Genomic DNA, 25,795 nt, shown 5'->3' with positions numbered 1-25,795 from the left:
CGGCACCCTGCACGCTCGTGGGTCGGCGCCCTGCACGAGAGAGTGCCACGTCCGCCCGGTGGCCGCGGCGCGCTCGGGTCCCCGTCCACCGTTGCCGGTCGCGGCTGGTGCTCGAACGCCGATCGATACCCGAAGAGCTCCCATGAGACACCGGAAAACGGGTACCGTTGGGGGTGACCCGACCGAGGAGGTTGGCAATGGATCTCGGCAAGCCGCAGAAGCGCCGTGTGATCGAGCGAGTGGAGCCGGCTAAGCAGCCGCGCCCGGCGGAGCCCGCCGAGAAGCCGGCCAACGACGAAGCGGACCGGTAGCCCGACCACCCTGAGGAGCGTCGGCCATGAGCATGCTGGTCGTCGGCTTCCTGCTGCTCATCGTCGTGCCGGTCCTGCTGTCGTATCTCGTGGCCGGTGCCGCCCGTAGCGCCCACCGCATGCACTGGCTCTCGATGGACGAGGAACTGTCCATCGAACCCGAAACGGGGTACAAGACCGCCCAGGTGCTCGTCGCGCGGTCCGGGTTCCACGGGATGCTCTCCGGCGTCACCGAGGGCAGCGCCTACGAAGCCGACGCAACCGCCACCTGCAAGCGCAGCGACTGTGATCCCCCGGGCCTCGACTGCGTCTGCGGGTTCTACTCGTTCAAGTCGCGGGCCGAGGCCGAGAGGATGCTGGGCCAACGCATCGGGTACTACGGGACGCGGCCCACCGCGTTCCTCACGGTCGAACTCGACGGCAGCGTCCTCGAGTACGAGCGGGGTTACCGCGCGGAGCGCCAGAACGTCGTCGGGGTGGAGATCCTGGACGGCTGTGACCTGTGCGAGCGGTTCGGGGTCAGCCGGGACGCGACGACGCTCGCGGCCAGCGAGACGTTCATCCCCCGCCGCTTCTCCGGTATGGGTCGCCCGACCGTTCACGTGCCCGACGGGTACCTGCCGGTTCGCCCCGTGTGCGACGACCACGTCCCGAACGACGAGACGGCGATCAGGCTCGATTCCGCCGAGCTGGGGTTCCTGCTCAACGCGAAGGTCACCTGGCGTTCGCCACCCGACGCCAAGTCGCCCGTCGCCTGACCCGACCGTGCGCGTCGCAAGCGATCGACGTTCACATCGGGGCGCGAGATCCTGCGCCGGATTGACCTCGACGATCGGTTGCAACCGGGCCGTTGACCCAAGTGATGAATCCTGATTCACTTCTTGCATGCCCTACCGTCGCACCGCTGCGGTCGCTGACCGCCTCGAGCGGACCAGGGCCGCGATACACGACGCCGCGCTGACGCTCGTTTCCGAGGGTGGGTGGTCGGCCGTCCGCGTCACGGCGATCGCCGACCGTGCCGGGGTCGCGACCGGCACCGTGTACCGCCACGTGCCGGACAAGGACGCGCTCTGCGTCGAGGTCTTCCGACAGGCCGCCGATCGCGAGCTCGCGCGCGTCGTGGCCGCCGCACACCAGCCCGGGCGGTCGACCGAACGCATCGCCCGGGCACTGCGGACCTTCGCCGAACGGGCCCTGCGGGCGCCGACGCTGGCGTCCGCCTTGCTCGCCGACGCCGCACCCCCCGCGGTCGAGGCGGAGCGTCGGGCCTACCGGCAGGGCCATCGCGACGTGTTCGCGCAGGCCATCGCCGACGGGGTGGGCGACGGCGAGCTCGGGCCCTGCGATCCCGACATCGTCGCGGCCGCGCTCGTGGGCGCGATGGGGGAGGCGCTGCTCGGGCCCCTGGCCGCCGTGCGCGCCGACGACCCCGTACCCGGCGTCGACGAGCTGACATCGGTGTGTCTCCGCGCCCTCCCGCCGATCGAACGTGCGCCGAGCGATGAGCCGACCGTGCCCTCGACCACCGCATCCGCCTGAGCATCGTCCACGGCCAAGGAGCCCGCCATGCCCGCGACCCATCAGGTGCGCAACCAGCCACCCGACCGCGCGCCGTACGACCCCTGGAGCGAGGACGTGGCGCTGCAGGAGGGACTCGCGCGTGAGGGAGCCGAGTGGGCGGCGCCGGACCTCCGCGCGCTGGGCGTGTTGACCGGCGACCCCGACTGGCTCGAGCGGGGACGTGCCGCCAACGAGAACCCCCCCGAGCTCCGCACCCACGACCGTCACGGGCACCGCCTCGACGCGGTGCGCTACCACCCCGCGTATCACGACCTGCTGGGGGCAGGGATCACGCACGGCCTGGCGGCCGCGCCGTGGCGCGACGACGCGCCGGCCGGCGCCCACGTCGCGCGTGCCGCCAAGTACATCCTCTGGCCCCAGCTCGACTCGGGGACGCTGTGTCCGATGACGATGACCTACGCGGTGGTGCCGAGCCTCGCGACCCAGCCGGACCTCGCCGCGGAATGGCTCCCCCGCGCGACCACGAGCGTCTACGACCCGGCCTTCCGACCCGCACACGAGAAGGCCGGGGCCACGTTCGGCATGGCGATGACCGAGAAGCAGGGCGGCAGCGACGTCCGCGCGAACGCCACCCGGGCCCGGCCCCTCGAGGACGGCACGCCCGGGACCTCGTTCCGGTTGACCGGGCACAAGTGGTTCTGCTCCGCGCCGATGAGCGATGCCTTTCTCGCGCTCGCGCGGATCACCGAGGACGAGGACGACGACACCCCGCCCTCGTGCTTTCTGATCCCGCGCTGGCTCCCCGACGGGCGCCGCAACGCCTTCGCGTTGCAACGGCTGAAGGACAAGCTCGGCGACCGGTCGAACGCGTCCAGCGAGGTCGAGTTCGACGACACCGTCGGCTGGCTCGTCGGCGAGCCCGACAAAGGGGTGCGGACCATCATGCAGATGGTCGCCCACACGCGGCTCGACTGTGTCGTCGGTGCAGCCGGCTGGATGCGTCACGGTCTGGCGGAGGCCGCCCACCACACCGCGCACCGCCACGCCTTCGGGGCGCGCCTGGCCGAGCAGCCGCTGATGCGGGGGGTGCTCGCCGACCTGGCGCTCGAGAGCGAAGCGGCGACGGCGGTGGCGCTGCGCCTCGCCCGCGCGTTCGAGCGCGCTTCGACCGACCCGCACGAGGCGGGGGTGCAGCGGATCGCGACGCCCGCGGCCAAGTACTGGGTCTGCAAGCGGGCGCCCATGCACGCCGCGGAGGCGCTCGAGTGCCTGGGTGGCAACGGGTACGTGGAGGAGTCCCCGATGCCGCGCCTGTACCGCCAGTCCCCCCTCAACGGCATCTGGGAGGGGTCGGGCAACGTACAGGCCCTCGATCTGCTGCGGGCGATCGTGCGGCATCCCGAGGCCGTCGAGGCCGTGGACGAGGAGTTGGACGCCGCCGCGGGCGCTGACGCGCGCCTCGATGCCGCCGTCGGGACCCTGCGCAAGCAGCTTGCCGAGCCGGTCGAGGCCCGGGCACGCCAGCTCGCAGAGCGGCTGGCGGTCTGCCTGCAGGGTGCCTTGCTCGTCCGCCACGGCGCCCCGGCCGTGGCGGACGCGTTCTGTGCGACGCGCCTCGCCGAGACGCCTCCCGGCGCCTTCGGGACACTCCCGTCGGAGGCGGACACCGACGCGATCCTCGCACGGGCCCACCCGGCGCTCGCATGACACCGCAGGCCTCGGGCAGGACGCGTGAGGCTACGGCGTCCGCGTGCGCCCCGTCTCCTGCCGGGCGCCCCCTTCCTCCTGGCGGGCGCCCCCTTCCTCCTGCCGGGCGCGTGCCTCCTCCTCCTGGGCGCCCGCGTCGGCGGCAGAGTGCTCCTCACCGCCCCGCTCCGGTGGCGGGCCCTCCGCGGTGGGTCCACCGAAGAGGAAGCCCTGGGCCCGGGTGCACCCCATCTCGATCAGCGTGCGGGCCTGCGGCTCGTGCTCGACGCCCTCGGCCACGATCTCCAGCCCCAGCACGTGTGCGAGATCGACGACCGTGCGGACGAGGCTCGTGCCCTCGTGGCTGTGGCCCAGGCTCGCGATGTAGCTTCGGTCGATCTTGAGCTCGTCCACCGGGAGGTCCCGCAGGTACCCCAGGCCCGCGTACCCCGCCCCGAAGTCGTCGATCGAGAGGCGCACCCCGAGCGCGCGCAGGGAGTCGAGCGCCTCGCGGGTGCGGTCGACGTTCTGGATCAGGGTGGTCTCGGTGATCTCGAGGGTGAGCGCACTCGGTGGCACGCCGGCTCGCTCGAGCGCGAGCGCGACCTCCTCCACCAGGTTGGGGGCGAGGAGCTGCGTGCCCGAGACGTTGACCTGCAGCCCGGCGGTGACACCCGCGGTGCGCCAACGGGCCAGATCGGCCAGGCCGCGCGAGAGGACCCTGCGGCCGAGATCGGAGATGAGGCCGGCCCGCTCGGCGAGGTGCACGAACTCGGCGGGGGGCACGGCCCCTCGTTCGGAATGCGTCCAGCGGGCGAGCGCCTCGACCGCGACCCAGTCGCGGCCGGGCAGCGAGACGAGGGGCTGGTAGTGCACGGTGATGTCGTCGTGCTCGATCGCGAGCCCGAGATCGGTGAGCAGGGCGGACTGGTCCTGGGGCGAGGGCAGCGCGTCGTCGTAGTGACGCCAGGTGCCCTTCCCGGCGCGCTTCACCTCGTACATGGCGGCGTCCGCGGCCTGCAGCAGCTGCGTCACCGTCCACCCGGGTCGTGCGATCGCCACTCCCATGCTGGCCTCGGGGCGCGGATGCCCCGGGCCGATGGGGCCGTTCCGGATACCGGACAGGACGCGGTCCGCGACCCGCTCGACGGTCGCCCGGTTGGCCTGGGTCAGCAGCACGGCGAACTCGTCCCCACCCAGGCGGCTGACGGCGTCACCCCCGCGGGTGGAGGCGCGCAGCCGCTGGGCGACCGCACTCAGGAGCTCGTCCCCGGCCCAGTGACCGTAGGCGTCGTTGACCTGCTTGAGGTTGTCGAGGTCGATGTAGAGCACTGCGGGCGGCGGGTGCCACGCACGCCACGCCTCGAGCGTCGCGCCGACCCGATCCTCGAACGAGGTGCGGTTCAAGAGCCCGGTGAGGGAGTCGGTGTGGGCCTGCAGGGCGAGCTGGTCCTCGAGGGCCTTGCGCTCGGTGATGGCGCGACTGTTCAGCAGGATGCCGCGCAACTCGGGATCCCCGCGGTGGTCGGTGGCCACGGTCTCGAGCACGTGCCAGTGGCCGCGGGCGTCCCGGACCCGCGCCTCGAACGTGCGCCGGCTGCCGGGACTGTCGACCACCTCGCGGAGCGACGTGCTCGCCTGCAACCGGTCGTCGGGATGCAGCAGCCACGTCAGGTCCTGGCCCTCGAGGTGCTCGGCGGCCCATCCGAGCTGGGCGACGGCGGGCGAGGCGTAGCGCACGACGAGGTCGTGGTCGAGCACGAGGACGAGATCGCTCGACTCGGCCAGGACGGTGTGCAGCAGCTGCTCGCGGCGGGCGCGCTCGGCCTCCTGCCGCCGTGCGTCGAGGGCGAGGGCGGCCTCGGTGAGCAGCACGTCGAGGGCCGACGGTCGGGAGGGATCGATGCCTGTCGGCGCGGCGATCAGGAGCGCGCCCAGCGATGCGCCGCCGGCGGCCAGCGGCAGGGCCGTGGCCCACCAACCCGGGCCCAGCAGGTGATCGAGCGCGTGGGCGCCGGTCGAGCCCTGATCGCTCGCGGGCGCACCGCCGGAGCGGGAGTCGCTGGCGTCCGCGAGCGGCCCGGACGGCGGCCGGTCGACGACGAGACCGGTCGGGACCGTCGCGCCCCCGTCGCTGCTGCCGCTGACCCGTAGGCGTCCGCCATCGAGCAGCAGGGTCACGCACACGGCGCGGTCGCCGCCGCGGGGGCCGAGACGCGCGACGAGGTCGTGGGCGACCGTGGCAAGCACCCCTCCCATCCCGTCGACGTCGAGCCCGGCCGTGAGCGTGGTGCGCGCCGAGCCCAGCAGCTGCTCCTCGACGAGCCGGCGTTCCGCGAACCGGGCGACGTCGGCGACGAACCCGAAGACCACGACTACCACGACGAAGCGCGGGAGGCTCCAGCCCATCGCGAGGTCCGGTGCGGCGCCCGTCACGAGCGACGGCCCCATCAGGGCGAGGCCGAACAGGGCGAGGGTGATGACCCGGCCGAGCAGACGGTGGTACAGCGCCGCGTTGCCGGCCGACAACAGGAGCACGAACTCGACGCCGCTCGGGGCGTCGAGCAGCGCCCCGGCCGCGAGCAGCAGCGCGGCCTCCCGGGCATCCTGCGGCAGGCGGCGTCGTCCGGCACGGGCGCCCAGCAGGACCGAGCCCGATGCGGCCAGCAGGCATGCGGCGCCGATCAGTGTCTGGGGACTCGGCGGCTGGGCAACCAGGAGGAGAGCCACGAGGAGCAGCGCGTAGCCGGCGTGCACCCCGGCCATGAGCGCGTGGACCCGATCGACGATGGCGATCGTGTGGCGTCCCAGCACCCATGCGAAGAGGCCCGCGAACCTGCGGCCGGGCTCGGCATCCAAGGCGTGGCGCCCCGTCGCCCGGTTCGCCCACCTCGACGGCCGGGAGCGCGAGCGCGACGTCGGTTCGGCGCTATCCACGCTTCGCTCCTCCGGCCGAGGCGACGATGCGTCGCCGCGAGCGGCGACCGACACCGACCTGACAGGGCGAGGGTACCGGCTCACGGCGCTGCGACCGCGGAGGATGATCCCGTGTGCCACGTGGGCTACGCTGTGTATTGCAGCTCGCGATCCGGCGGAAGGAAGCCGCGTTCGGTGCGTCGCGATCCCGACCCCCGGGAAGTTCGCGCCGATGCCCCCGCATGAGCTACGTTCCGCCAGTGCGACCCCGATGGCGCGTGGGTAGCGGTCGGCAACAGCCGGCTCGCGGCGGTCCCCGCGGGGGTGGGGCAATCACTCAGTGCGACGAAGTACGACGATCGTCGTCGCGGCCCGAGACCGTGGCGGGCTCCGCTGCCACCACACCACACCTTCCCTCCAGAGCCCGGCGGGTCGCCGGTGCTTCCCCCGGCGCCGGCGACCCGCTCCGCGGCTCGCGCCGTCCCTTGGGCTGGCGGTGCACCTGGCGCGCTGACTGACGCTACCCTGCCACTCGTTCACAATGTTCCCGGGTCCACGAGCCCCGGGGCGCAGTCCAGCCGCAGGGGGTTCGTCGCGTGTTCCGACGCATGTACGTATCGCTGGTCGTCGTGCTCGTCGCCATGGCGACGTTCCCCGTCCCGGGCGCCGCGGGCTCCGGTGGCGCCGCGGGCTCCGGGCTCGACGCACCAGCCTCCGATGACGACGTGGCCGACGTGGCCGACGGGATCGACGAGGTCGACGGCGGTGACGAGGTCGGACGGGTCGGTCCCCGCATCTACCAGGGCCGGGACGTCGAGGACGGGGAGTATCCCGAGGTCGCGTTCGTCGCCACCCGGGGCACCCAGGAATCGTTCAGCTGCACGGGCACGCTCGTGCACCCCGAGTGGGTCCTGACCGCGGCGCACTGCATCCCCGAGGATCCCGTGCTGGTGGGCGCCGTCGTCGGCGCCGAGGACATCGAGGAGGTCGATCGCGACCAGACCGCCGAGGGGGGCAGCGGCACGGACCAGACGGCGGAGACCGACGTCTCGAACGCGATCGACTGGGTGGTCCACCCCGACTACGAGCAGGCGCTCGACGGGGTCGAGATCGCGGATCTGGCCCTGCTCCAGCTCGAGGAGCCCATCGACGACATCGATCCGGCCACGACGGCGGTGCGGCGCGCGGCGGCCGGCAGCGAGGGCGACATCGTCGGCTGGGGTTTGACCGCGCCCCCCGGGCAGAACGGCATGCCCGACCGCCTGCAGACGGCGACGGTACCGATCCGGGATCTGACCGACTTCTGTCAAGGAACTTTCGGGAGCAACTTCGATCCGGACACGATGCTCTGCGCCGGCGAGGGCCAACCCGACAGCCCCGACACCTGTGTCGGGGACAGCGGTGGCCCGCTGTACGCCTCGGGCACGCACGAGCTCGTCGGGGTCACGAGCTTCGGCGGCCAGGCGCCCGGGGTCCAGCAGTGCGACGGGAGCTCGTTCGGCGGGTACACGGACACGGTCGCGTTCGCGGACTGGATCTGGTCGACCGTGTACGACCCGGAGGTCGAGCTCCGTCGCGAGGAGGGACCGGATCGGATCGCGACCGCCGTCGAGCTCGCCGGGGCCTGGGAACCGGAGGACACCGACGACGTCCTCATCGCCACCGCCGGCGAGTTCCCCGATGCGTTGGCCGGCGGTGCGCTGGCGACCGCGCTCGACGGCCCGTTGCTGCTGACCTCGCCGGGGGCGCTGCCCGACCAGGTCGCGGACGAGGTCGCGCGCCTCGAGCCGGTGCGAGCGACGGTGCTCGGCGGGTCCAGGGCGGTGAGCGCGGAGGTCGCGGACGAGATCGACGAACTCGTGCCGAACGTCGAGCGGATCGAGGGCAGCGACCGGTTCGACACTGCCGCCCGGCTGGCGGCGGAGGCCGGCGCCCCCGCCGGCGAGGCCGTGCTCGCCCTCGGGCGCGACTTCCCCGACGCGCTCGCTGCCGGGTCCCTGCTCGGCAGCGACGACCGCCCGCCCCTGCTGCTCGCCGAGGACGACGAGCTGCCCGCGGTCACCGAGCAGGCCCTCGCCGACCTCGACATCGAGGAGGTGACGCTCGTCGGTGGAGAGGCGGCGCTCGGCGCCTCCGTCGAGGACGGCCTGGTCGAGGCGGGCTACGAGACGCGCCGCCTCGCGGGAGCGGACCGCTACGAGACCGCGCTCGCGGCGGCCAGCGAAGGGCTCGAGCGGCTCGACGAGCAGGGGCACGAAGCCCCGGACGTCCTGTACGGCGCGACGGGCGAGAACTTCCCCGACGCGCTGACGGTCGGCGTGCGGACGGGGACCGAGCCGAGCGTGCTCGCGCTGGTGCCACCGAGGGATCCCGCATCGCTCGCGGAGGGCGCCGGCGTCATCGAGCAGGCCCGCTGGCGCGAGTTCGTGGTGGCCGGTGGGGATGCGGCGCTCGCGCCGCGCGATGCCTACGCGTTCACGGCCTTGCTCCAGGCCGTCGAGTAGCGGTACCTCCGGGGCGTTCGGCGGGCCGCGGCGCGAACGGACCGGGGCGGTGTCCGAGCTACCGTAGGGATGTGGAATCGACGACCGAGTCCGCTGCTGCTCCGGCGGATCCGACGCGTCCGTTCGGCGCCGCCGCGGTCGAGCGAGGGCTGCTGGCCCTGCTCGTGGTCTCCCCGCTCGCTTGCTCGACCACCGCGGTGGACCCGTTCCGGCTGCCCGAGCTGACGGTCGTACTGCTGGTCACGGCGGGGTTGGTCGGCACGCGGCTCACGCTCGCCGTCGCGGAACGCCGGGTGCCGCTCCCGCGTCCGACCGATCGTCCCGCCCGGGTCGCCGTCGTCGCCGCCGGCGTGTTCGGCCTGTTCGCGACGATCGCCGGCGCCGTCACCGCCGATGCCCCGTGGCGCGCGATGCTCGGGGAGTACGGGCATGCGAACGGGCTTCTGCTCCTCGTCGCGGTGGTGGTGGTGTTCCTCGTTGCCCTGGACCGCCTCGATGAGGCGGCCGGGGGCCGCCTGGTCGTGATCGCCGTCGGCGTCGCCCTGGTCGTGGGGGTCCACGCGCTGGCCCAGCTACTGCACATCGACCCGATCGACTGGCGGATGGAGCGCACGGATCTCGCCGGAACGATGGGCACGCGCGCGGACGCCGGCGCGATCGTCGGCCTCGGTGTGCCCCTGGCCCTTGGTCTCGGGCTCGCGGCGCGTGAACAGCGACGTCGAGTCGGGGCAGCCGCCGTCGCCATCGGGTTGCTCGCGCTGGCCGCGGTGATCGGTTCGCCCGCGGGCGCGAGTGCCGCGTTGGCCGGCGCCGCGATCGTGGCGGTGGTCTGGTTCGTGGTGCGCGGGTGGCGGCGCGCAGCCGCCGTGCTGGGGGCGGTCACGGTGGGCGCACTGGCCCTCGTCGTGTCGGGAGTCGGGGGGGTCGGACCCCTGCAGGCGCTGGCGGACCGCGCGGGAGGCGCCGCGCGGTGGGGGTGGGAGACCGCTCTCGCGATGGTCGCGGACGCACCGTTGTCCGGCGTGGGGCTCGGCGCGTTCAACGGGCACGCGGGGACGGCCCGCGGCCCCGAGGTCGCCGCCGGCTCGCAGGTGCCGGCGTCCGGTGTCGAGCCGGCCAGCCTGCCACTGCACCTCGCGGCCGAAGGTGGGCTGCCGCTGCTCGCCGCCTTCGTCGCCCTGCAGGTGGTCGTCGGGGTCGTGCTGGTGCGGGGGCTGCGTGCGACTGCCGGCCGGCTGCGGTGGCGTCTCGCCGGCGTCGGTGCTGCGTGGGCCGGTTGGCTGGTGCACGGGCTCGTCACCAGCCCCGGACCCGCCGTCTGGGTCTGGGGCGTGGTGCTCGCCGCCCTCGTGATCGTCGTGCGCCGTGGGCGCAGCACCCTGGTCGAGCCAGCGGCCGCCCCGAAGTCGGTCGCCGGAATTGCAGGCGTTCTGGCGTGCGCCATCGGCGTCGCGGCGCTCGTGCCGCTCGTCGCGGACCGGGTCGCCGGGCAGGGGCAGGCACTCGCGGTGGACGGGCAGCCGGCCGATGCGCAGCTCGAGCTCGAGCGGGCCACGCGGGTGAATCCGCTCGAGGCCCGCTACTGGCTCGAGCGCGGGGAGCTCGCGCGAGCCGTCGGCGAGGGCGACCTCGCGCTCCGGTCGTACCAGGAGGCGTCACGCCGGGAGCCGCGTGACAGCGTCGTCCCCGAGCGAGCCGCCCGGGTGGCGACACAGATGGAGGACACCGAACTGGCCGGTGCGCAGTGGTCGCTGGCTGTGGCCCTCGACCCGTGGCATCCCCCGCTGCTCGACGAGGCGGCCGCCTACTGGTCCGAGCAGGGGGAGCCCGCCCGGGGCGAAGCCCTGGTCGAGCGGGCGCTGCGGGTCGAGGACGAAGCCGACCGGTGGGCCCTGCTGGGGCAGGTGCGGCTTGCGGCAGGCGATGTCGCAGGGGCCGAGACCGCGTTCGCCGAGGCGATCGAGCGCGACCCGAGCGCGACGGAGCGTCTCGACCTCGACGCGTTGCCCTGAAGGGCGGACGCCGCGATTCGCCGCGCCCGCCCGATGCCTAGTCGAGTGCAAACTGGTCGAGCTGCCAGTGCTGGTAGCTCGTCAGCGCTGCGGTACCGCCGAGCAGCGTGACCCGGCTCAGCGTGTCGGCTCGGGCATCGAGGTCGTCGGCGGCGGAGGCCTCGGCCTCCACGTCGGTGGGCGGGACGATCATGAGCAGTTCGTCGCGGGCCGCCGCCAGCGGTCCACCGGCCAGCGCGTCGGGGAAGTCGCGGCCCTGCGCGACGACGAGTCCGCTGGGGTCGAGGCCCTCGATCCGTTCGGCCGCCCACTCGTTGATCGCCGCGGCGGTCGCGAACCGCTCGCGACCGGAGACCCGCTCGGCGGGCGCCCCGGCCGCGTCGGACGCCGCATCGAGGACCTCGTCGGACACGGCGGCCGAACCACCCACCACGACGACCTCGTCGAGCGAGGCGGCTTCGAGCCACGACTCCGTCGCGTCGGGCAGCTCGTCGGTCTCGGTGAGCAGCACCGGAGACTGCAGCTGCCCGGCGGGGGCGGCGGCGGCGAGCGCGTCGGGGAAGTCTCGGCCCGCCGCGAGGAACGCCCGGTCCGCGTCGTCGTTCGCCGAGAGCGCGGCGGTCTCGTACCGGTCGCGGCCGTCGCGGCGATCGACCTCGACCCCGGTCGCCTCAAGCGCCGCGACGACGTCGTCGTCGATGGCGGCGGTCCCGCCGAGCGCGATCACCCGCTGCACGCCGAGGTCGGCGATGGCGCGCTCCGTCGCGCTCGGCAGCGAACCCGATCGGGTCAACAGCAGGGGGTCGCCCTCGCGTGCCGCGAGCGCGCCACCCGCGAGGGCGTCGGGGAACGCCTCGCCGGTCGCGAGGACCGCGGTCCCCGCGCCGTCTGGGAACCCGGCACGGGCGACCTGGGCGGCGGTGTCGTAGCGATCCGAGCCGCGCAGGCGCTCGCTGGCCTCGAACGCGTAGTCGGTGTAGACGAAGAGGCCGTCCCCGACCGAGCGCGGGCCACCGTCATCGCTGACGCGATTGGTGACCCGGCGGTCGACGGACATCGTCGTCGACCCGCCCCCGTCGAGGTTGACCGCGTCACGGGCACCGAGGTCACGCATCGCGACGCCGAGCTCCTGCAGGGTCACCCCGTCGGAGTGGCCGTCCTGACGCCCGTCGATCGTCACGAGCAGGAGCTCGTCGTCGTTGAACCCCACCGCGGTCCGCGGGTTGCGGCCCGTCACGATGCTCCGGCGCCCCAGGGAGAAGCCCTCGGACCGGATGAGCTCGTTGGTGCGCACCTGGCCGTCCTCGAGCAGGCCCACGGCCGGGACCGCGTGCTCGACCTCGTCCCAGCCGGTGCTGTCGCCCTGCGGGTTGGGGTCGACGGTGATCGCGACCTCGTCATCGGGCTCGAGCGCTCCGACCTCGTCGAGCAAGTGCTCGTAGGCCCCGATGGTGGTCGTTCCCTCGGCGGGGAGGTCGGTCGGGTCCTGGAGACGCCGCTCGACCCGGCCGACCGCGGTTTCGCCCGGGGAGAGCGGGAGGTCCTCGAGCTCCACGGCTTCGAGGTCGTCGAAGCGCTCGCCGAACGGGAAGCTGTCCCCGAGCTGGCTGTCGAGCAGGAACAGCCCGCGTCGCACCGCCTGGTCGTCGTTCCGCATCTCCTGACTGTCCTCGTGCAGCACGCGGTTGAGCTCCTTGCTGCCGAACGCCTCGCCGCCGAACTCGACGGTCACGGTGGGGTCGAGCAGGTCGGTGAGCAGCTCACCGTCGCTGCCGATCCCCAGCGCCGAGCGCGGGCGCGTCGCCCCGCCGACCAACAGGGTCTGAGCGCCCTGAACCCGACCGTCCAGAACGCTGAACCCGTTGGGTGCGCCCCTCGGCCCGCCGGGCCGGCCGCTTCGATAGAGGTGCCAGCCACCGTTCGTGCCGGCGATCGCCCCCTCGGAGAACTCTCGGGCGGCCATCGACGGCACCGTCTCGAGTCCGGATATGCGCCCCTCACCCTGTACGGGCCGCAGCTCGAGCGTGTCCGCGTCCCGGTCCATGCGCAGCACGTTGCCGCGCGCGACGGCTCCTCCGGAGAGGCGGATGGTGATGCGCTCCTGCTCGAGGCCGTCGAACACCGGCTCGCGCTCGTCGATCGACAGCTCCTGAGCCGCCACGGGCGTGCCCGCGGGGCCGACCAGGAACGCGAGGCAGAGCAGCAGCAGGCCCGCTCCCACCAGGCCGGACGCAGCCGTGCGGGCCACACGTGTGGGGGATCGGCCGGCGGCAGTGGTCGTGGACACGGACGGCCTCCTTGGGGGATCGATGGACCGACTGCTTTGACGACCGGGAGGCCGCGATCCTCACGGGCGATCGCTCGGCCAACGGGGCGAGTTTCGCCTTCGGCGGGCGCGTACCATCGTTCGGCGATGACTCCCATGCGACCCGTACCGGCCCGTCCGGCCCGTGCCCGCCTTCTGCGTGGCGTGCTCGTCGCCTCGCTCGTGCCGGCGATCGCCCTCACGTCGCTCGCCGGCGCGCCGGCCGCCACCGAGTCCGACGACCCCGAGACGCTCGACATCCAGCCGCGGGTGGTGGGTGGTGACGAGGCCGAGGCCGACGACTGGCCGTGGACGGTGGCGATCGTCGATCGCGGGGACGAGGCGGGTGAGACGCCGCGATGCGCGGGCTCCTACCTGGGCGACCGTTGGGTGCTGACCGCGGCCCACTGTGTCGAGGACCGCGGGACCGAGGCCGCCGAGGACCTGGACGTTCGTGCGGAGGTCGCCGACCTGCGCTCCGGCGGGGTTCGCGAGCCGGTCGTCGACGAGGTGGTGCACCCGGGGTTCACCGGGAGCGAGGCGCTCGCCGACGACGTCGCGCTGCTGCGCACCCGCGAGCGGCTCGGGGTGGCGACGGTCCCGTTGGCGAGCCCCGGCGACTGGCCCGCGTGGTCGCCCGGATCATCCGTGGAGGTGGCCGGATGGGGCGCGACGAACCCCGGGGGCGACGAGTACCCCCTCGCGCTGCACTCCGTGCAGACGCCCGTCGTCGCGCCCATCGACTGCGCGGACGCCTTCGACGAGGCGGAGCTCGGCGACGCGTTCGACGCGGCCCGCACCGTGTGCACCGGGGGCGTGGAGCGCGGCACCTGCTTCGGCGACAGTGGCGGGCCGCTCGTCGGCGCCGACCGGGACGGCGGCACCGTGCAGATCGGCGTCGTGAGCTCCAGCGTGGCCAGCGACGAGGCCACCTGCGGCTCCGCGCCCGACCTGTACGCCTCGGTGCCGGCGTATCTCGACTGGATCGTCGAGAAGACGGGGCTTGCGGTCGAGGACCTCACGCGCGGCGACGGCGGCCTGACCCCCGCCCGGGTCGGCGGCTCGGACGGCGTGTCGACGTCGGTGGCGTTGTCGGAGCACGCCTTCGCCCCCGGACCGGACGAGGTCTTCGTCGCGACCGCGGATGCCTTCCCCGACGGGCTCGCCGGTGGCGCGCTCGCCGCGATGCACGGGCCGCTGCTGCTCGTCCCACCCACCGGCGCGCTCCCGGACGACGTCGCCGGGGAGCTGGATCGGCTCGGTCCCGAGTCGATCACGATCCTCGGTGGATCGGCCGCCATCGCGGACGAGGTCGAGGACCAGCTTGGGGACTGGGGCGATGTTCGACGTCTCGCCGGGGCCGACCGCTACGCGACCGCGGCCGAGGTCGCCGGCGCGTGGCACGAGACCTCGACGGCGATCGTGGCGACCGGTGAAGCCTTCCCCGACGCGCTCTCGGCGATCCCGCTCGCGGCGTACCGGGGGCCCGTGCTGCTGACGCGTCCCGACTCCCTGCCCGACGCGACCCGCTCGGTGCTCGGGGAGCGGCAGCCGGACCGGGTGCTGATCGTCGGGGGGTCCGCGGCCGTGGGCACCGGTGTCGAGCAGGAGCTGGAGCGGCTCGTGTCGAACGTCGAGCGGGTCGGCGGCGAGGACCGGTACGCAACCGCGGCGGAGGTCGCGACGCATGGCGACAACTGGCAGGGCCCCCCGTTCGTCTACCTCGCGCGGGGCGACGACTTCCGTGCCGCCTTGCCCGCCGGCGTCGCGGCCTCGTTCCACGCGAGCCCGCTGGGATTGCTCCCACCCGGCGAGGCCTCCGAGGGACGGGTGAGCGCGCTGGCCGAGGTCGGCGCCCAGCGTCCGGTCGTGGTCGGCGACGGCATCAGCGACGGGACCGCCGAGCGCGTCCGGGAAGCGCTCGCCACCCCCTGACACCCCGTGGCTGGGGCGCCGCCGTGCTGACGGAGGTGGCCGTCGGGTCCGGTCACGGTGCGCCCCCCTCTGGCCGTTCGGACCCGATCCAACACGGCCGTCCGGCCGGGTGCGACCACGACATACGGGACGAAAGCTCCGTAGTTTCCTGACGACGGGGCGTTAGACTCCCGCCGGTCATCGCCCCGGGTCCCCCGCGGGGCCAGTGTCACCAGGGCAAGCGTTGAACGCCTGTCCGCGGGCAAGCGAAAGGGGTGCGCGAGCGTGCCACTGTTCTCGGACGAGATCGCCGACGGCGTGCGCCAGCGCGACCCTCGGGCGATCAGCATCGTCTACGAGACGCTGGCGGATCGCTTGCTCGGCTACCTCATCGCTCGGGTCCACGACCGGGAAACGGCCGAGGATCTGCTCGAGGCGACGTTCGTCGAACTGATGGAGAAGGGGTTCACGATCCGCGGGGGCGCGGACGTGATCAAGGCGTGGCTGTTCCGGGCGGCCCACTTCAACGCGCTCGACCACTTGCGTCGGCGGAACCGCATTCGCGAGGACCTGCACGAGGACGACGAGCACCTCGAGCGCCCCGACCACGATCTCGGCCCCGAGGACCATGCGGTGGGCAACGCGGTCACGCGAGAAGTGCGGCGGGCAATGGCGGAGCTGTCCGATGAACAGCAGGAGGTCCTGCTGCTACGCTACGTCTCCGGCCTGACAGCTCCGGAGGTCGCCGAGGTGATCGGCAAGAAGGTTCCGGCCGTCCGAGGGCTGCAGCACCGGGGCGAGCGCGCCCTCGCCCGGGTCTTGGAACGATGGGCCTCGCCCTTCGCCGCATCGGAGGGAGCGCCCGTTTCGTCTCAGGAGGAGACGATCCGCCACGCATCGTCTGCGTGGGGAGCACCGGGGGGCGACCAGAGGGGGTGAGTGATGGCCGCGGACGATGCGCGTCATGACCATGCGGCCAGCTCGTCCGGTGGGTCGTCCCATTCGGCGCACTCGGGCAAGGCCGGCGCCGAGCCCACGGACCCGTACGCGATCGACGGGCGCCGTCTCGATCCGGAGCGCGCCCAGCGCGACCGGAACGACCCGTGGGTGGCCGCGACGCTGCGTCAGGCCTACGACACCCGCGTCGGCCCGCAGGCCTCGGGCAACCACCACGCGCGCTTCGCGCAGCTGGCCGAGGATCTGGGTCGGGTCCCCCCCGAGCAGACCGCGCCGAGCGCGCCGCCGGCGCGGCGCGTGCGCGTCCGTCGGTCCGCCGTCGTGGCGACCGCTGCGGTGTTCCTCCTGCTCCTCCCCGGTGCGGCCGTGGGCCTCAGCGGCAGCTCGCAGCCCGGGGACGGCCTCTACGAACTGAAGCGCAGCCACGAGCAGGTCCGATTGCTCGTCGCGCCGTCCGATACCGCGCGGGGGTGGCTCCTCCTGGACCACGCCGAGCGCCGCATCCAGGAGGTCGCGTCGGCCGATCACCTCGACGCGGCGGTGCGGTCCGAGCTGCTGGAGGAAGCGCTCGACGGGCTCGACGAGGCCGAGGCGATCCCGGACGCGGCCGTCCGCGCGGAGGCTTCCGAGCTCCGTGAGCAGTTCGCCGAGGAACTGCAACGAGCGGCTGTCGACGCCCGACCCGAGATGCGCCATCACCTCGAGCGGAGCGCGGAGGAGTTCGTCGCCGAACAGGCCGGCGGGCAGTCGTCCGGCGGGTCGTCCGCGCCGGCCGTGGGTGCGGAGCGCGACGAGGAGCCCGACACGGTCCCGCGCACACGCGGCGACGACGATCAGGCCGACGACCGTACCGCCGGGATCGACACCCGGGGTGAAGCCGCCGAGCGCGACGAGGAGGCCCCCGCCGGCGGCGAGGGGGAGTCCGACGGGCTCGACGAGGACGAGCGCGAGAGCGATCCGGACGGCTCGGGCGACGACGGATCCGGTGAAGAGGACGCAGACCGCGAGTCCGATTCCGGGGACGGCGCTTCCACCGACGAGGCGGACACCGGTGACGGATCCTCCGAGGAGGGGGGAGGGTCCGCCGACGGTGACGGCGAGGTCTCCGAGGACGAGTCCGACGAGCCCGAGCCGGAGCAGCCATCGGACGAGGAGGAGCCCGACAAGGACGGCTTCCCCTCTCGGCCCGACGACGGCTCCGAAGACGATTCGGACGAGGACGGTTCCGAGGAGGACGGCTCGGACGAGGACGGCTCGGACGAGGACGGTTCCGAGGACGACGGCCCGGACGAGGGCGGTTCGGACGAGGACGGCTCGGAGGACGACGGTTCCGAGGAGGACGGCTCGGGCGAAGACGGCTCGGAGGACGACGGTTCGGACGAGGACGACGAGGACGGCTCGGGCGAAGACGGCTCGGACGAGGACGACGAGGACGACGACGACGGTTCGGACGAGGGCGGGACCGACGCGGGCGACGAGGACTGACACCTGCGATGATGCGTCGCCTTCTGCTGGTGACCGTGGTGGCCTCACTCGCGGTCCTCGGGGCTGCCTCCTCGGTGGGCGCCGACAATCACTGCGGGCCGCCCGGGGGCGCGGGATTGGCGCCGCTCCCGGATTTCGAAGCCGGTGAGGTCGCGTTCGTGGGCCGCGGGTGGGGCCACGGCATCGGGATGAACCAACACGGGGCCCAGGGCGCCGCGCTCGACGGGTGCCGCGCCTCGCAGATCCTCGAGACCTACTTCCCGGGCACGCGGGTGCAGCCGCGCGAGCTCACCGACACCGTACGGGTGAGCCTCGCGCCCGATGGCCCCGGTGGGACGCTGCTCGACGAGCTCGAGGTGCGCGCCGATGGTGGGGACGTCACCTGGCACGACCGCGGTGATGCGTCGCTCGAGGTCGTCCAGCCCGCCGGCACGAGCTGGACCCTGGAGGCCGAGAACGGCGAGCTCGCCCTCGTGCCCCACGACGAGTTCGACGACTTCCCCGACGACAACGACGGGCACGACGACGACGGCAACGACGACGACGGCAACGACGACGACGGCAACGGCGAGGACGAGAACGGCGACGACGGGGACGAGCGGATCGAGCTCCAGGGAGCGGTGGACGGGAACGTCGGCGGGACGGTCGAGCTTCCGCACAAGCCCGGGGGCGGGGGAGTCGACCGCTCACCCGGCGACGGTGCGGAGGGCCTGAGCTACCGGGGCGGCACGCTGCACGCGCGGGCCGACGAGAACGGCGACGATCTGCGCGTGCGTCACGACGTCGGGCTCGAGACCTACATGGAGGGCATCCGGGAGGTGCCCGATGGCTGGCACGCACAGGCCATCCGTGCCCAGGTCGTCGCCGCCCGCTCCTACGTCGAGGCCTCGATCAGCCCGGAGGATGACAACGGCTGGGCCTACGACGTGTACGACTCGGTCGCGTCGCAGGTCTATCGGGGCCACACCTCGGCCGAGGAGGCGCCCAACTGGGTCGCGCAGGTCCAGGCGAGCGAGGGCGAGGTCGTCGTCGATCAGGACTCCGGCCAGGTGGTGCAGGCGTTCTACTCGTCGTCCTCGGGTGGCCAGACCTCGCTGCCGTCTCTGCAGGGCTGGGGTGGGGACCAGCCGTGGTTCAGCTCGTTCGATGACAGCCGCTGGGAGCAGATCGCGGGCAATCCCTACGACCGGTGGGGCACGACCCTCACGCTCGACGAACTCAGCGACCGCCTGTCGGCCTACGCCAGCGGCAACGCGGGCATCGAGGACGTGGGCCCCGTCGTCGATCTGGAGGTCGAGCCCACCGAGGAGTACCGCGGGCGGGTCGGTCCCGAGGGGGTGACCGTCCGGGGGGCGCACGGCACCGAGACGATGAGCGGGGCGCAGCTGCGGTCGGCCCTCGGCGTGAACGTGCTCCGCTCGAGCTGGTTCGACGCGCGGGTGGACCTCGCGTGCGAGGCGCCCGAGGACGTCGAGTTCGAGCACGTGCAGCGGGTCCGCGGGGCCGATCGCGTCGCGACCGCGGTCGAGGTCAGCCACGACTTCGACCGCGCCGACGACGTGATCGTGGCGAGCGCGAGGGACTTCCCCGACGCCCTGGCGGGCGGCGCGCTCGCGGCCTCCCACGAGGGGCCGCTGCTGCTCACCGAGCCCGACCACCTGCCCGGCGAGGTGGCCACCCGCCTCGAGGAGCTCGACGCCGAACGCGTCCTCCTCCTCGGCGGTACCCGCGCGGTGGCCGACGAGGTCGAGGAGACGATCGACGAGGCCGTCGAGACGGTCGAACGGGTCTCCGGGGCCGACCGCTTCGCGACCGCCTCGATGATCGCGGGTGAGGTCGACGAGCAGCCCGACGAGGTCCTGCTCGCCCGCGGGCAGGCCGCCGACCCGCGTGCCGCCTGGCCCGACGCCCTCGCCGCCGGCGCGCTGCTGGCCACCGACGACGAGCCAGCGCCCTTGCTGTTGACCCGCCAGGACGACCTGCCCGAGGCGACCCTCGCCGCGCTGGAGGAGCTCGCGCCGGCGCGCGTGACGTTGCTCGGCGGGGAGGCGGCCATCAGCGGTGACGTCGCCGCGCAGGTGGAGGCTCTCGGCGTCGAGGTCGACCGCCTGTCGGGCGAGGACCGCTGGGGCACGAGCGCGACGGTGGCCGAGGAGGCTCTCGAGCGTGGCGCGCCGGGCGATGGCTACGTCGTCGCCAGCGGCGAGGACTTCCCCGATGCGCTCGCGGCCGGGCCGCTCGCGTCGGAGCGCGGGGACCCGCTCCTGCTCGTCCCCCACTGCGATCTCGGTCCGGCCACGGCCGTGAGCGACGTGATCGAGTCGCAGGAGGGTGGCGCGGCCGCGGTCGTCGGCGGCTCGGTCGCCGTCTCGGACCTGACCGTCTGGCAGCTCGACGAGCTCCTCGACGAGGTCGGCGTCCCCGAGGAGTAGCGGGACCGGCGACTCGCCGAGCTCGCACATGCGCTCGACCCGTGGCCTTTCCCTCATGGCCGCCCTCGGATCCCCGGAGTATCCCGTGTGTCCGCTTCTTCGGCCTCAAGTTCGGGCCCCTGTGCGACGACGTACTCAACGTGACCGGGCGGAACCGGATCCGCCCGCCGTTGAAGTGAAGGAGTCGGAGCACGATGGCCCGGGCGATCCGCATCCCCCTCGCGACCCTGGCCGTCGTCCTCCTCGCGGCGACGTTCTGGGCCACCGCGGCCACCGCCGAGGCGAGCGAGGCCGCCGACGGCGAGCACGCCGCGGCGGAGGAGCGCTTCGTGGGGGAGCTCAATGCCGAGCGCGCGGACGAGGCCCTGGACCCCCTGATCGTCGATCTTCGGCTCACCAGCGTGGCCCGGGACTGGGCCACGCGGATGCACCGTGACGGCGAGCTGCGCCACAACCCCGGGTACTCCGCCGAGATCGAGGGCTCCTGGCAGTCGGTGGGCGAGAACGTCGGCTACACCGTGCGTACCGGAGCGGGCGAGGCCGAGCTCGTCGACCGGCTGCACGACGCGTTTATGGACTCCGACGGCCATCGCCGGAACATCCTGGGCGACTGGACCCACGTGGGCGTCGGCGTGAGCGTCGGTGACGACGACCGCATGTGGGTGACGGTGAACTTCATGCGCGCCCCCGACGAGACGTCCGACCGCGTGATCCGGGATGCCACCGCCGCGAGCCGCGAGCTCTTCGCGAGCGCCGGCGAGCCGCCGACGGTCGCGCGGGACGCGAGCGGCGCGCATCCGGCCGCCCGGGTCGTGCTGGGACGCGCCGACGTGTTCGCCGATTCCCTCGCCGGCAGCGCGCTGGCCGGTTCGGATGGCCCGATCCTGTTGACGGAGGGCCCGCGTGCCGCCGACGCGGACCCGGTCGTGCACCCGGGGGTGCGGGCCGAGATCGACCGCGTCCTCGCCGGCGACGGGACCGTCTACGTGCTGGGCGGCGAGGCCGCGATCTCGTCGGGGGCCGTCGCCGAACTCGAGGCGGCCGGGTACGCGGTCGAGCGGGTGCGCGGCGAGGACCGGGTCGGTACCGCCGTGAGGGTCGCCGAGACCGTGGCTGCTCGGGACGGAACCCCCAGCGAGGTGCTGCTCGCAACCGCCGCGGACTGGGCGGATGCCGTCGCGGGCGGCGCCTATGCGGCGCAGGCCGACGCCGTCGTGCTGCTGACTCCGCAGGATCGGCTCGATGAGCGGGTCACCGCGTACCTGGACGCGCACGCGCCGGAGACCGTCTGGGCCCTCGGGGGTGAGGCCGCGCTCGACGAGGAGGTCGTCGACCGTGTCGGCGGGATCCGTACGGCGGGCGCGGATCGCTCGGAGACCAGCCTCGCCATCGCGACCGATCTGTGGGAGCGCTCGCAGGGCGAGCCGGGGAACGGGTTCCTGCTGGTCCACGGGTACACCGACGGTGGCTGGGCCGAGGCGCTCTCCCACGCCCCCGCGTCCGCGCTGTCGGGGACCCCACAGCTGCTCGTGGCCGACGAGGGTCCCGAGTCGGTGCGGCGCTACCTGGCGGACTTCGGCGACCAACTGCTCATCCGCGCGACGAGTGGGGTCCCCAGCGGTGCGCTGGGCAGTGTCGAGACGGCCGTCGCTGACTGATTGCGCCCGAATCGCCTGCCGCTCCCACATCGTCTCAGCCGTTAGCCTTCGCCCGATCTGCCCGCTGGGACGGGCCGGTCCCCCGGGGCCGATGCTCGCCCGTCCTCGGGCGATCAGGTCTGTGTTAGGAGCCCGCCTTGACCGCACAGCCTCGCCGCGCCATCCGCGTGGGCCTCTCCCTCGCGCTCCCGTTCGTGCTCGTGGGGGCCGTCCTCGCGGTGTCGACCGGACCGGCCGCCGCCGACTCGACCGACTACGAGCAGGAGGTCGACCTGACCTTCCCGCTCGACGTCGGTGAGGACGTCGTGTCCTGTCGCGCGGACAACCGAGGGTGCATCGACGACTTCCACCAAGGCCGCAGCGGCGGCCGACACCACCGTGCGACCGACCTCATGGTGCCCCACGGAACCCCGGTGCACGCGGCTGTGGGCGGCGAGGTGTCGTGGCTGACCGGCACCGACGGCAATCCTCCCAGCTACGGCTACATGCTGCGGATCAGGGGCGATGACGGCCGGACGTACGCCTACATCCACCTCGGCCGCCAGGACGGCCCTGCCTACGGCGGCGCGAGCGAGGCCGCGTACGCGGACGGCATCGAGCAGGGCACCCGGGTCGAGCGGGGCGAGTTGATCGGCTACGCGGGCTCGAGCGGCAACGCGCATCCCGACGCCCCGCACCTGCACTTCGAGATCCACCAGGACGGCGTCGACGATCCCTACGCCGGTGAGGACGGCAGCCCTCGGATCAACCCGTACCGGAGTCTCGTGGCCGCGGAGGAACGCGGCGACCGCCCCGGTGGGGACACGGGCGCGTCCGACGACGCCGACGAGTCGGGCGGGGAGACCGAGAGCGAGGCGGATGGGGCGTCCGACGCGCCCGAGCCCCCGCGGCTGGCGGGTCGGGAGCGGATCGCCACCGCCACCGCGATCGCCGAGGAGTTCTGGCCGAACGGCGCGGACGACGTCGTGCTCGCCACGGCTCGGGACCACGTCGACGCGGTCGCCGGGGGTCCGCTCGCGGCGAGTCTCGATGCGCCGCTGCTGCTCACCGACGACGATGCCGTGCCCGACGCCACCCGCGAGTGGCTGGCCGACGCGGACCCCGAACGGATATGGGTGCTCGGTGGGACGAAGGCGATCAACAAGGACGTTGCCGGGCGAGCCGCCGCCGCGGCGGACGCGTCGCTCGAACGTCTGGGCGGTGCGGACCGCTACGAGACCGCCGAGGAGATCGCGGCCCTGGTGGGCGATGCCGCCGACGAGATCGTCGTCGCGCCGGGTCACCCGGCTCCGGGCGGTGACCCCGTCTGGCCGGCCGCGCTGGCGGCGGGGGCGCTCGGGGCGAGTGGCGATGTCCCGGCACCGCTCTTGCTCACCCGCCACGACGAACTCCCCTGGGCGACGATCAGGGCGGTGACCTCGCTCGATCCCGGGACGGTCCGGCTCGTGGCGGAGGACGACGTGCTCACCTCGGCCGTGGCCGGGCGCTTCCGCGACGATCGCGAGATCATCGATGTCGCCGGCGGGGACCGCTACACCCTGGGGGCGAGCGCGGCCGAGGCCGCGGGTGCGCGCGGTGCCGGCGCGGGCCTGCTCGCGGCGACGGGCGCCGACGTGCCGGACGCTTTCGCGGCCGGTGCCGCGGCTGCCCGGGCCGATGCGCGCCTGGTCCTGGTGCCGCCGGCGGATCTCGGCGAGGCGCCCGCGGTCACGGGCTTCGTGGGCACGCTCGCCCCCACCGAGCTGTGGCTGGTCGGCGGAACGTCGGCGCTGGCGCCCGAGGTGGGCCGCGAACTGCTGCAGTCGATCGACTGAGCACTCCGCCAGGCGACCGCCGGCGCGGCATGCTGGGCTCGATGAGTGCTCGTGGAGGCATCGGTCTCGTGCTCGGTGGCGGTGGCGCGCGGGGCCTCGCCCACGTCGGCGTGCTCGAAGCGCTCGAAGCCCAGGGTGTGCGGCCGGATGTCCTCGTGGGGGTGTCGATGGGCGCGGTCGTCGGCGCGACCTATGCGTTGCGTGAGGACTGGTCGCGGGTGCTGCGCGAGGAGGACTGGCGACGCTTGCCCGTCGTTTCGGAGACACGGGACGGTGACGCGCTGGAACGGCTCTCGTCGTACGCTCGCAGCGCTCGGCGGCTCGCGCCGACGGTGACCCACTGGAGCTGGCGGCGAGGCTTCGTCGATGATGCTCGCGCGACGTTGCAGGACCTGATCGGTGAGGGCCCGAACTTCGCGGACTGTCGCGTGCCGTTCGCGGCGGTAGCCACTGACTTGCGGGCGGGGACGCGCCGTGTGCTCACCGAGGGCTCGCTGCTCGACGCCGTCCTGGCGAGCGCCTCGATCCCTGGCCTCGCCGCTCCCACGGAGTGGGACGGAGCGGCACTCGCCGACGGGGGTTTCGCCGATCCCGCGCCCGTCGACGTCGCTCGCGCGCTCGGGGCCGACCGTGTGCTCGGCGTCCACGTGGGCCTTCCGAGCCATGAGGGCCAGGTCGAGGGTGGCGTCGGGGCCCTGCTCGCTGCGTTCGAGATCGGACAGCGCAGCTTCGCGAACACGCGGTTCCGCCACGCCGACCTCGTGCTGCGTCCGGGTTTCGGGCAGCGGATCAGGATGCTCGAGTTCGCCGCCGTGCAGGCGGTCATCGATGCCGGCGCCCGGGCGGTCGAGGATCGTCGTGCCGAGATCGCCGAGCTGGTCGCACGAGGGGTCCGCGGGTGAGCGGGCAACTGTTCGACGACGAGGCGACGCAGCCCCCGCGCGCCGGGGCCAGCGAGAGCGGTGGCCCCCCCAGCGCTGAGCCTGCGGAGGACGCGCCGCTCGCGGCGCGCCTGCGTCCCCGGAGCCTCGACGAGGTCGTCGGTCAGGCCGAGCTCCTCGGCCCGGAAGGTCCGCTGCGACGCGCCATCGAAGCCGACCGGCTCCGCAGCGTCGTCTTGTGGGGCCCACCGGGCACGGGGAAGACGACGCTCGCGCACGTCGTCGCCGCGACCACCGACGCGGCGTTCACCGAGCTGTCCGCGGTCACCGCCGGGGTCAAGGACGTGCGGCGCACCGTCGAGGAGGCCCGGGAACGACGGGGATCGCGTGGCTCGGGACGGCGCACGGTCCTCTTCGTCGACGAGATCCATCGGTTCAACAAGGCCCAGCAGGACGCGCTGCTGCCAGGGGTCGAGGACGGTTCGGTGACCCTGATCGGCGCCACGACCGAGAACCCGACCGTGGAGGTCAATGCCCCGCTGCTCTCGCGCAGCCTGCTGTACCGACTGGAGCCGCTCGGCGACGAGGATCTGCGAGCACTGGTCGAGCGGGCGCTCGACGATCCCCGCGGGCTCCCGGACACCCGGCTGACCGACGAGGGCGTCGACGCGCTGCTCGCGGTGGCGGACGGGGACGCCCGCGTGGTGCTCACGGTCCTGGAGACCGCCGCGGATCTGGCGGCCGGGGAGCCCGTCGGGCCCGAGGCGGTGCGCAGCGCGCTCGCGAGCCCGAACCTGCGCTACGACAAGGCGGGGGACGCGCACTACGACCAAGTGAGTGCGTTCATCAAGGCGATGCGCGGCTCGGATCCTGACGCCGCCGTGTACTGGCTCGTGCGGATGCTGACGGCCGGGGAGGACCCGCGGTTCCTCGCCCGGCGCATGATCATCCTCGCTGGTGAGGACGTCGGGTTGGCCGACCCGCGGGCCTTGGAGGTCGCGACCTCGGCCTGGGACGCGCTGAACGCGGTGGGGTTGCCCGAGGCGCGGTACGCGCTCGCGCAGGCCGCCCTGTATCTGGCCCTCGCGCCGAAGTCCAACAGCGTCACGACGTCGCTGCGTCGAGCTGACGCCGCCGTGGAACGCCTCGGCAACGCACCCGTGCCCGCGCACCTGCGCGACGCGCACTACTCCGGGGCATCGCGCCTGGGCCACGGCGAGGGGTACCGGTACCCGCACGACGACCCGCGGGGTTGGGTCGAGCAGCGCTACCTGCCCGATGGTCTCGAGCCGGGCGCGATCTACCCACCGGGTGAGCACGGCGAGGAGCCGGAGATCGGCGCGTGGCGTCCCGAGCGCTGACCACCGGCGCGGGCCGGCCACGAGGCTGCTCGCCCGGC

At 73.7% G+C, this 25,795-nt stretch carries 15 protein-coding genes; 13 read left to right on the top strand and 2 right to left on the bottom strand.

Annotation, left to right across the window (positions count from 1 at the left end):
• The first annotated feature begins 337 nt into the window (after nucleotides 1-337).
• The 3 genes from ER308_RS06550 (at nucleotide 338) to ER308_RS06540 (ending at nucleotide 3,539) form a co-directional block, all read left to right on the top strand.
• Entirely contained in the window at nucleotides 338-1,069 is a 732-nt protein-coding gene (locus ER308_RS06550) for a hypothetical protein (RefSeq protein ID WP_131154230.1), read from the top strand.
• A 127-nt stretch (nucleotides 1,070-1,196) separates the two neighbouring features.
• Nucleotides 1,197-1,850, top strand: a complete 654-nt coding sequence (locus ER308_RS06545; protein WP_131154229.1) for a TetR/AcrR family transcriptional regulator — start codon at nucleotides 1,197-1,199, stop codon at nucleotides 1,848-1,850.
• Between the two features lie 27 nt (nucleotides 1,851-1,877).
• A complete protein-coding gene (locus tag ER308_RS06540) occupies nucleotides 1,878-3,539 on the top strand; it encodes an isovaleryl-CoA dehydrogenase (RefSeq protein ID WP_131154228.1) in 1,662 nt (553 codons plus the stop codon).
• Between the two features lie 30 nt (nucleotides 3,540-3,569).
• On the opposite strand, the gene ER308_RS06535 is transcribed toward ER308_RS06540, so the two are convergent.
• Nucleotides 3,570-6,455, bottom strand: a complete 2,886-nt coding sequence (locus ER308_RS06535; RefSeq protein WP_131154227.1) for a putative bifunctional diguanylate cyclase/phosphodiesterase — start codon at nucleotides 6,453-6,455, stop codon at nucleotides 3,570-3,572.
• Nucleotides 6,456-7,030: 575 nt separating this feature from the next.
• Here ER308_RS06535 and ER308_RS06530 point away from each other — a divergent pair.
• Together ER308_RS06530 and ER308_RS06525 are read left to right on the top strand one after the other, a co-directional pair.
• On the top strand, nucleotides 7,031-8,938 hold the full coding sequence (locus ER308_RS06530; RefSeq protein ID WP_131154226.1) for a cell wall-binding repeat-containing protein: 1,908 nt from the start codon (nucleotides 7,031-7,033) through the stop codon (nucleotides 8,936-8,938).
• A gap of 71 nt (nucleotides 8,939-9,009) precedes the next feature.
• Entirely contained in the window at nucleotides 9,010-10,950 is a 1,941-nt protein-coding gene (locus ER308_RS06525; RefSeq protein ID WP_131154225.1) for a tetratricopeptide repeat protein, read from the top strand.
• Nucleotides 10,951-10,987: 37 nt separating this feature from the next.
• Here ER308_RS06525 and ER308_RS06520 read toward each other — a convergent pair whose 3' ends face one another.
• Entirely contained in the window at nucleotides 10,988-13,237 is a 2,250-nt protein-coding gene (locus ER308_RS06520; RefSeq protein WP_131154224.1) for a cell wall-binding repeat-containing protein, read from the bottom strand.
• Nucleotides 13,238-13,363: 126 nt separating this feature from the next.
• Between ER308_RS06520 and ER308_RS06515 the strand changes: the two genes are divergently transcribed.
• From ER308_RS06515 to ER308_RS06480, 8 genes are all read left to right on the top strand, one after another.
• The gene (locus tag ER308_RS06515; protein ID WP_131154223.1) at nucleotides 13,364-15,190 is read left to right on the top strand and encodes a cell wall-binding repeat-containing protein; all 1,827 of its coding nucleotides are present in this window, start codon (nucleotides 13,364-13,366) and stop codon (nucleotides 15,188-15,190) included.
• Between the two features lie 264 nt (nucleotides 15,191-15,454).
• Nucleotides 15,455-16,108, top strand: a complete 654-nt coding sequence (locus ER308_RS06510; RefSeq protein WP_165491866.1) for an RNA polymerase sigma factor — start codon at nucleotides 15,455-15,457, stop codon at nucleotides 16,106-16,108.
• A gap of 3 nt (nucleotides 16,109-16,111) precedes the next feature.
• Nucleotides 16,112-17,611 carry a DUF5667 domain-containing protein gene (locus ER308_RS06505; protein WP_131154221.1) on the top strand — a complete coding sequence of 500 codons (1,500 nt, stop codon included), beginning with the start codon at nucleotides 16,112-16,114 and terminating at the stop codon, nucleotides 17,609-17,611.
• A gap of 8 nt (nucleotides 17,612-17,619) precedes the next feature.
• Complete coding sequence (locus ER308_RS06500) at nucleotides 17,620-20,043, top strand: cell wall-binding repeat-containing protein (RefSeq protein WP_131154220.1); 2,424 nt, start codon at nucleotides 17,620-17,622, stop codon at nucleotides 20,041-20,043.
• Nucleotides 20,044-20,237: 194 nt separating this feature from the next.
• A complete protein-coding gene (locus ER308_RS06495; protein ID WP_131154219.1) occupies nucleotides 20,238-21,701 on the top strand; it encodes a cell wall-binding repeat-containing protein in 1,464 nt (487 codons plus the stop codon).
• Between the two features lie 137 nt (nucleotides 21,702-21,838).
• The gene (locus ER308_RS06490; RefSeq protein WP_131154218.1) at nucleotides 21,839-23,515 is read left to right on the top strand and encodes a cell wall-binding repeat-containing protein; all 1,677 of its coding nucleotides are present in this window, start codon (nucleotides 21,839-21,841) and stop codon (nucleotides 23,513-23,515) included.
• A 41-nt stretch (nucleotides 23,516-23,556) separates the two neighbouring features.
• Nucleotides 23,557-24,417, top strand: a complete 861-nt coding sequence (locus ER308_RS06485; protein ID WP_165491865.1) for a patatin-like phospholipase family protein — start codon at nucleotides 23,557-23,559, stop codon at nucleotides 24,415-24,417.
• The gene (locus ER308_RS06480) at nucleotides 24,414-25,757 is read left to right on the top strand and encodes a replication-associated recombination protein A (protein WP_205745944.1); all 1,344 of its coding nucleotides are present in this window, start codon (nucleotides 24,414-24,416) and stop codon (nucleotides 25,755-25,757) included. Before ER308_RS06485 ends, ER308_RS06480 begins: the two co-directional genes overlap by 4 nt.
• Nucleotides 25,758-25,795: the final 38 nt, after the last annotated feature.

It is taken from the genome of Egibacter rhizosphaerae (assembly GCF_004322855.1).
Lineage (GTDB): Bacteria > Actinomycetota > Nitriliruptoria > Euzebyales > Egibacteraceae > Egibacter > Egibacter rhizosphaerae.
The sequence above is the reverse complement of the archived record's forward strand: the minus strand, read 5'-3'. Positions and strand labels throughout refer to the sequence as shown.

What these genes read in the sequence shown, in the direction of transcription:
- ER308_RS06550 (WP_131154230.1), top strand. Translation starts at nt 338, where the DNA reads ATGAGCATGCTGGTCGTCGGCTTCCTGCTGCTCATCGTCGTGCCGGTC.
- ER308_RS06545 (WP_131154229.1), top strand. Translation starts at nt 1,197, where the DNA reads ATGCCCTACCGTCGCACCGCTGCGGTCGCTGACCGCCTCGAGCGGACC.
- ER308_RS06540 (WP_131154228.1), top strand. Translation starts at nt 1,878, where the DNA reads ATGCCCGCGACCCATCAGGTGCGCAACCAGCCACCCGACCGCGCGCCG.
- ER308_RS06515 (WP_131154223.1), top strand. Translation starts at nt 13,364, where the DNA reads ATGACTCCCATGCGACCCGTACCGGCCCGTCCGGCCCGTGCCCGCCTT.
- ER308_RS06505 (WP_131154221.1), top strand. Translation starts at nt 16,112, where the DNA reads ATGGCCGCGGACGATGCGCGTCATGACCATGCGGCCAGCTCGTCCGGT.
- ER308_RS06500 (WP_131154220.1), top strand. Translation starts at nt 17,620, where the DNA reads ATGATGCGTCGCCTTCTGCTGGTGACCGTGGTGGCCTCACTCGCGGTC.
- ER308_RS06495 (WP_131154219.1), top strand. Translation starts at nt 20,238, where the DNA reads ATGGCCCGGGCGATCCGCATCCCCCTCGCGACCCTGGCCGTCGTCCTC.
- ER308_RS06485 (WP_165491865.1), top strand. Translation starts at nt 23,557, where the DNA reads ATGAGTGCTCGTGGAGGCATCGGTCTCGTGCTCGGTGGCGGTGGCGCG.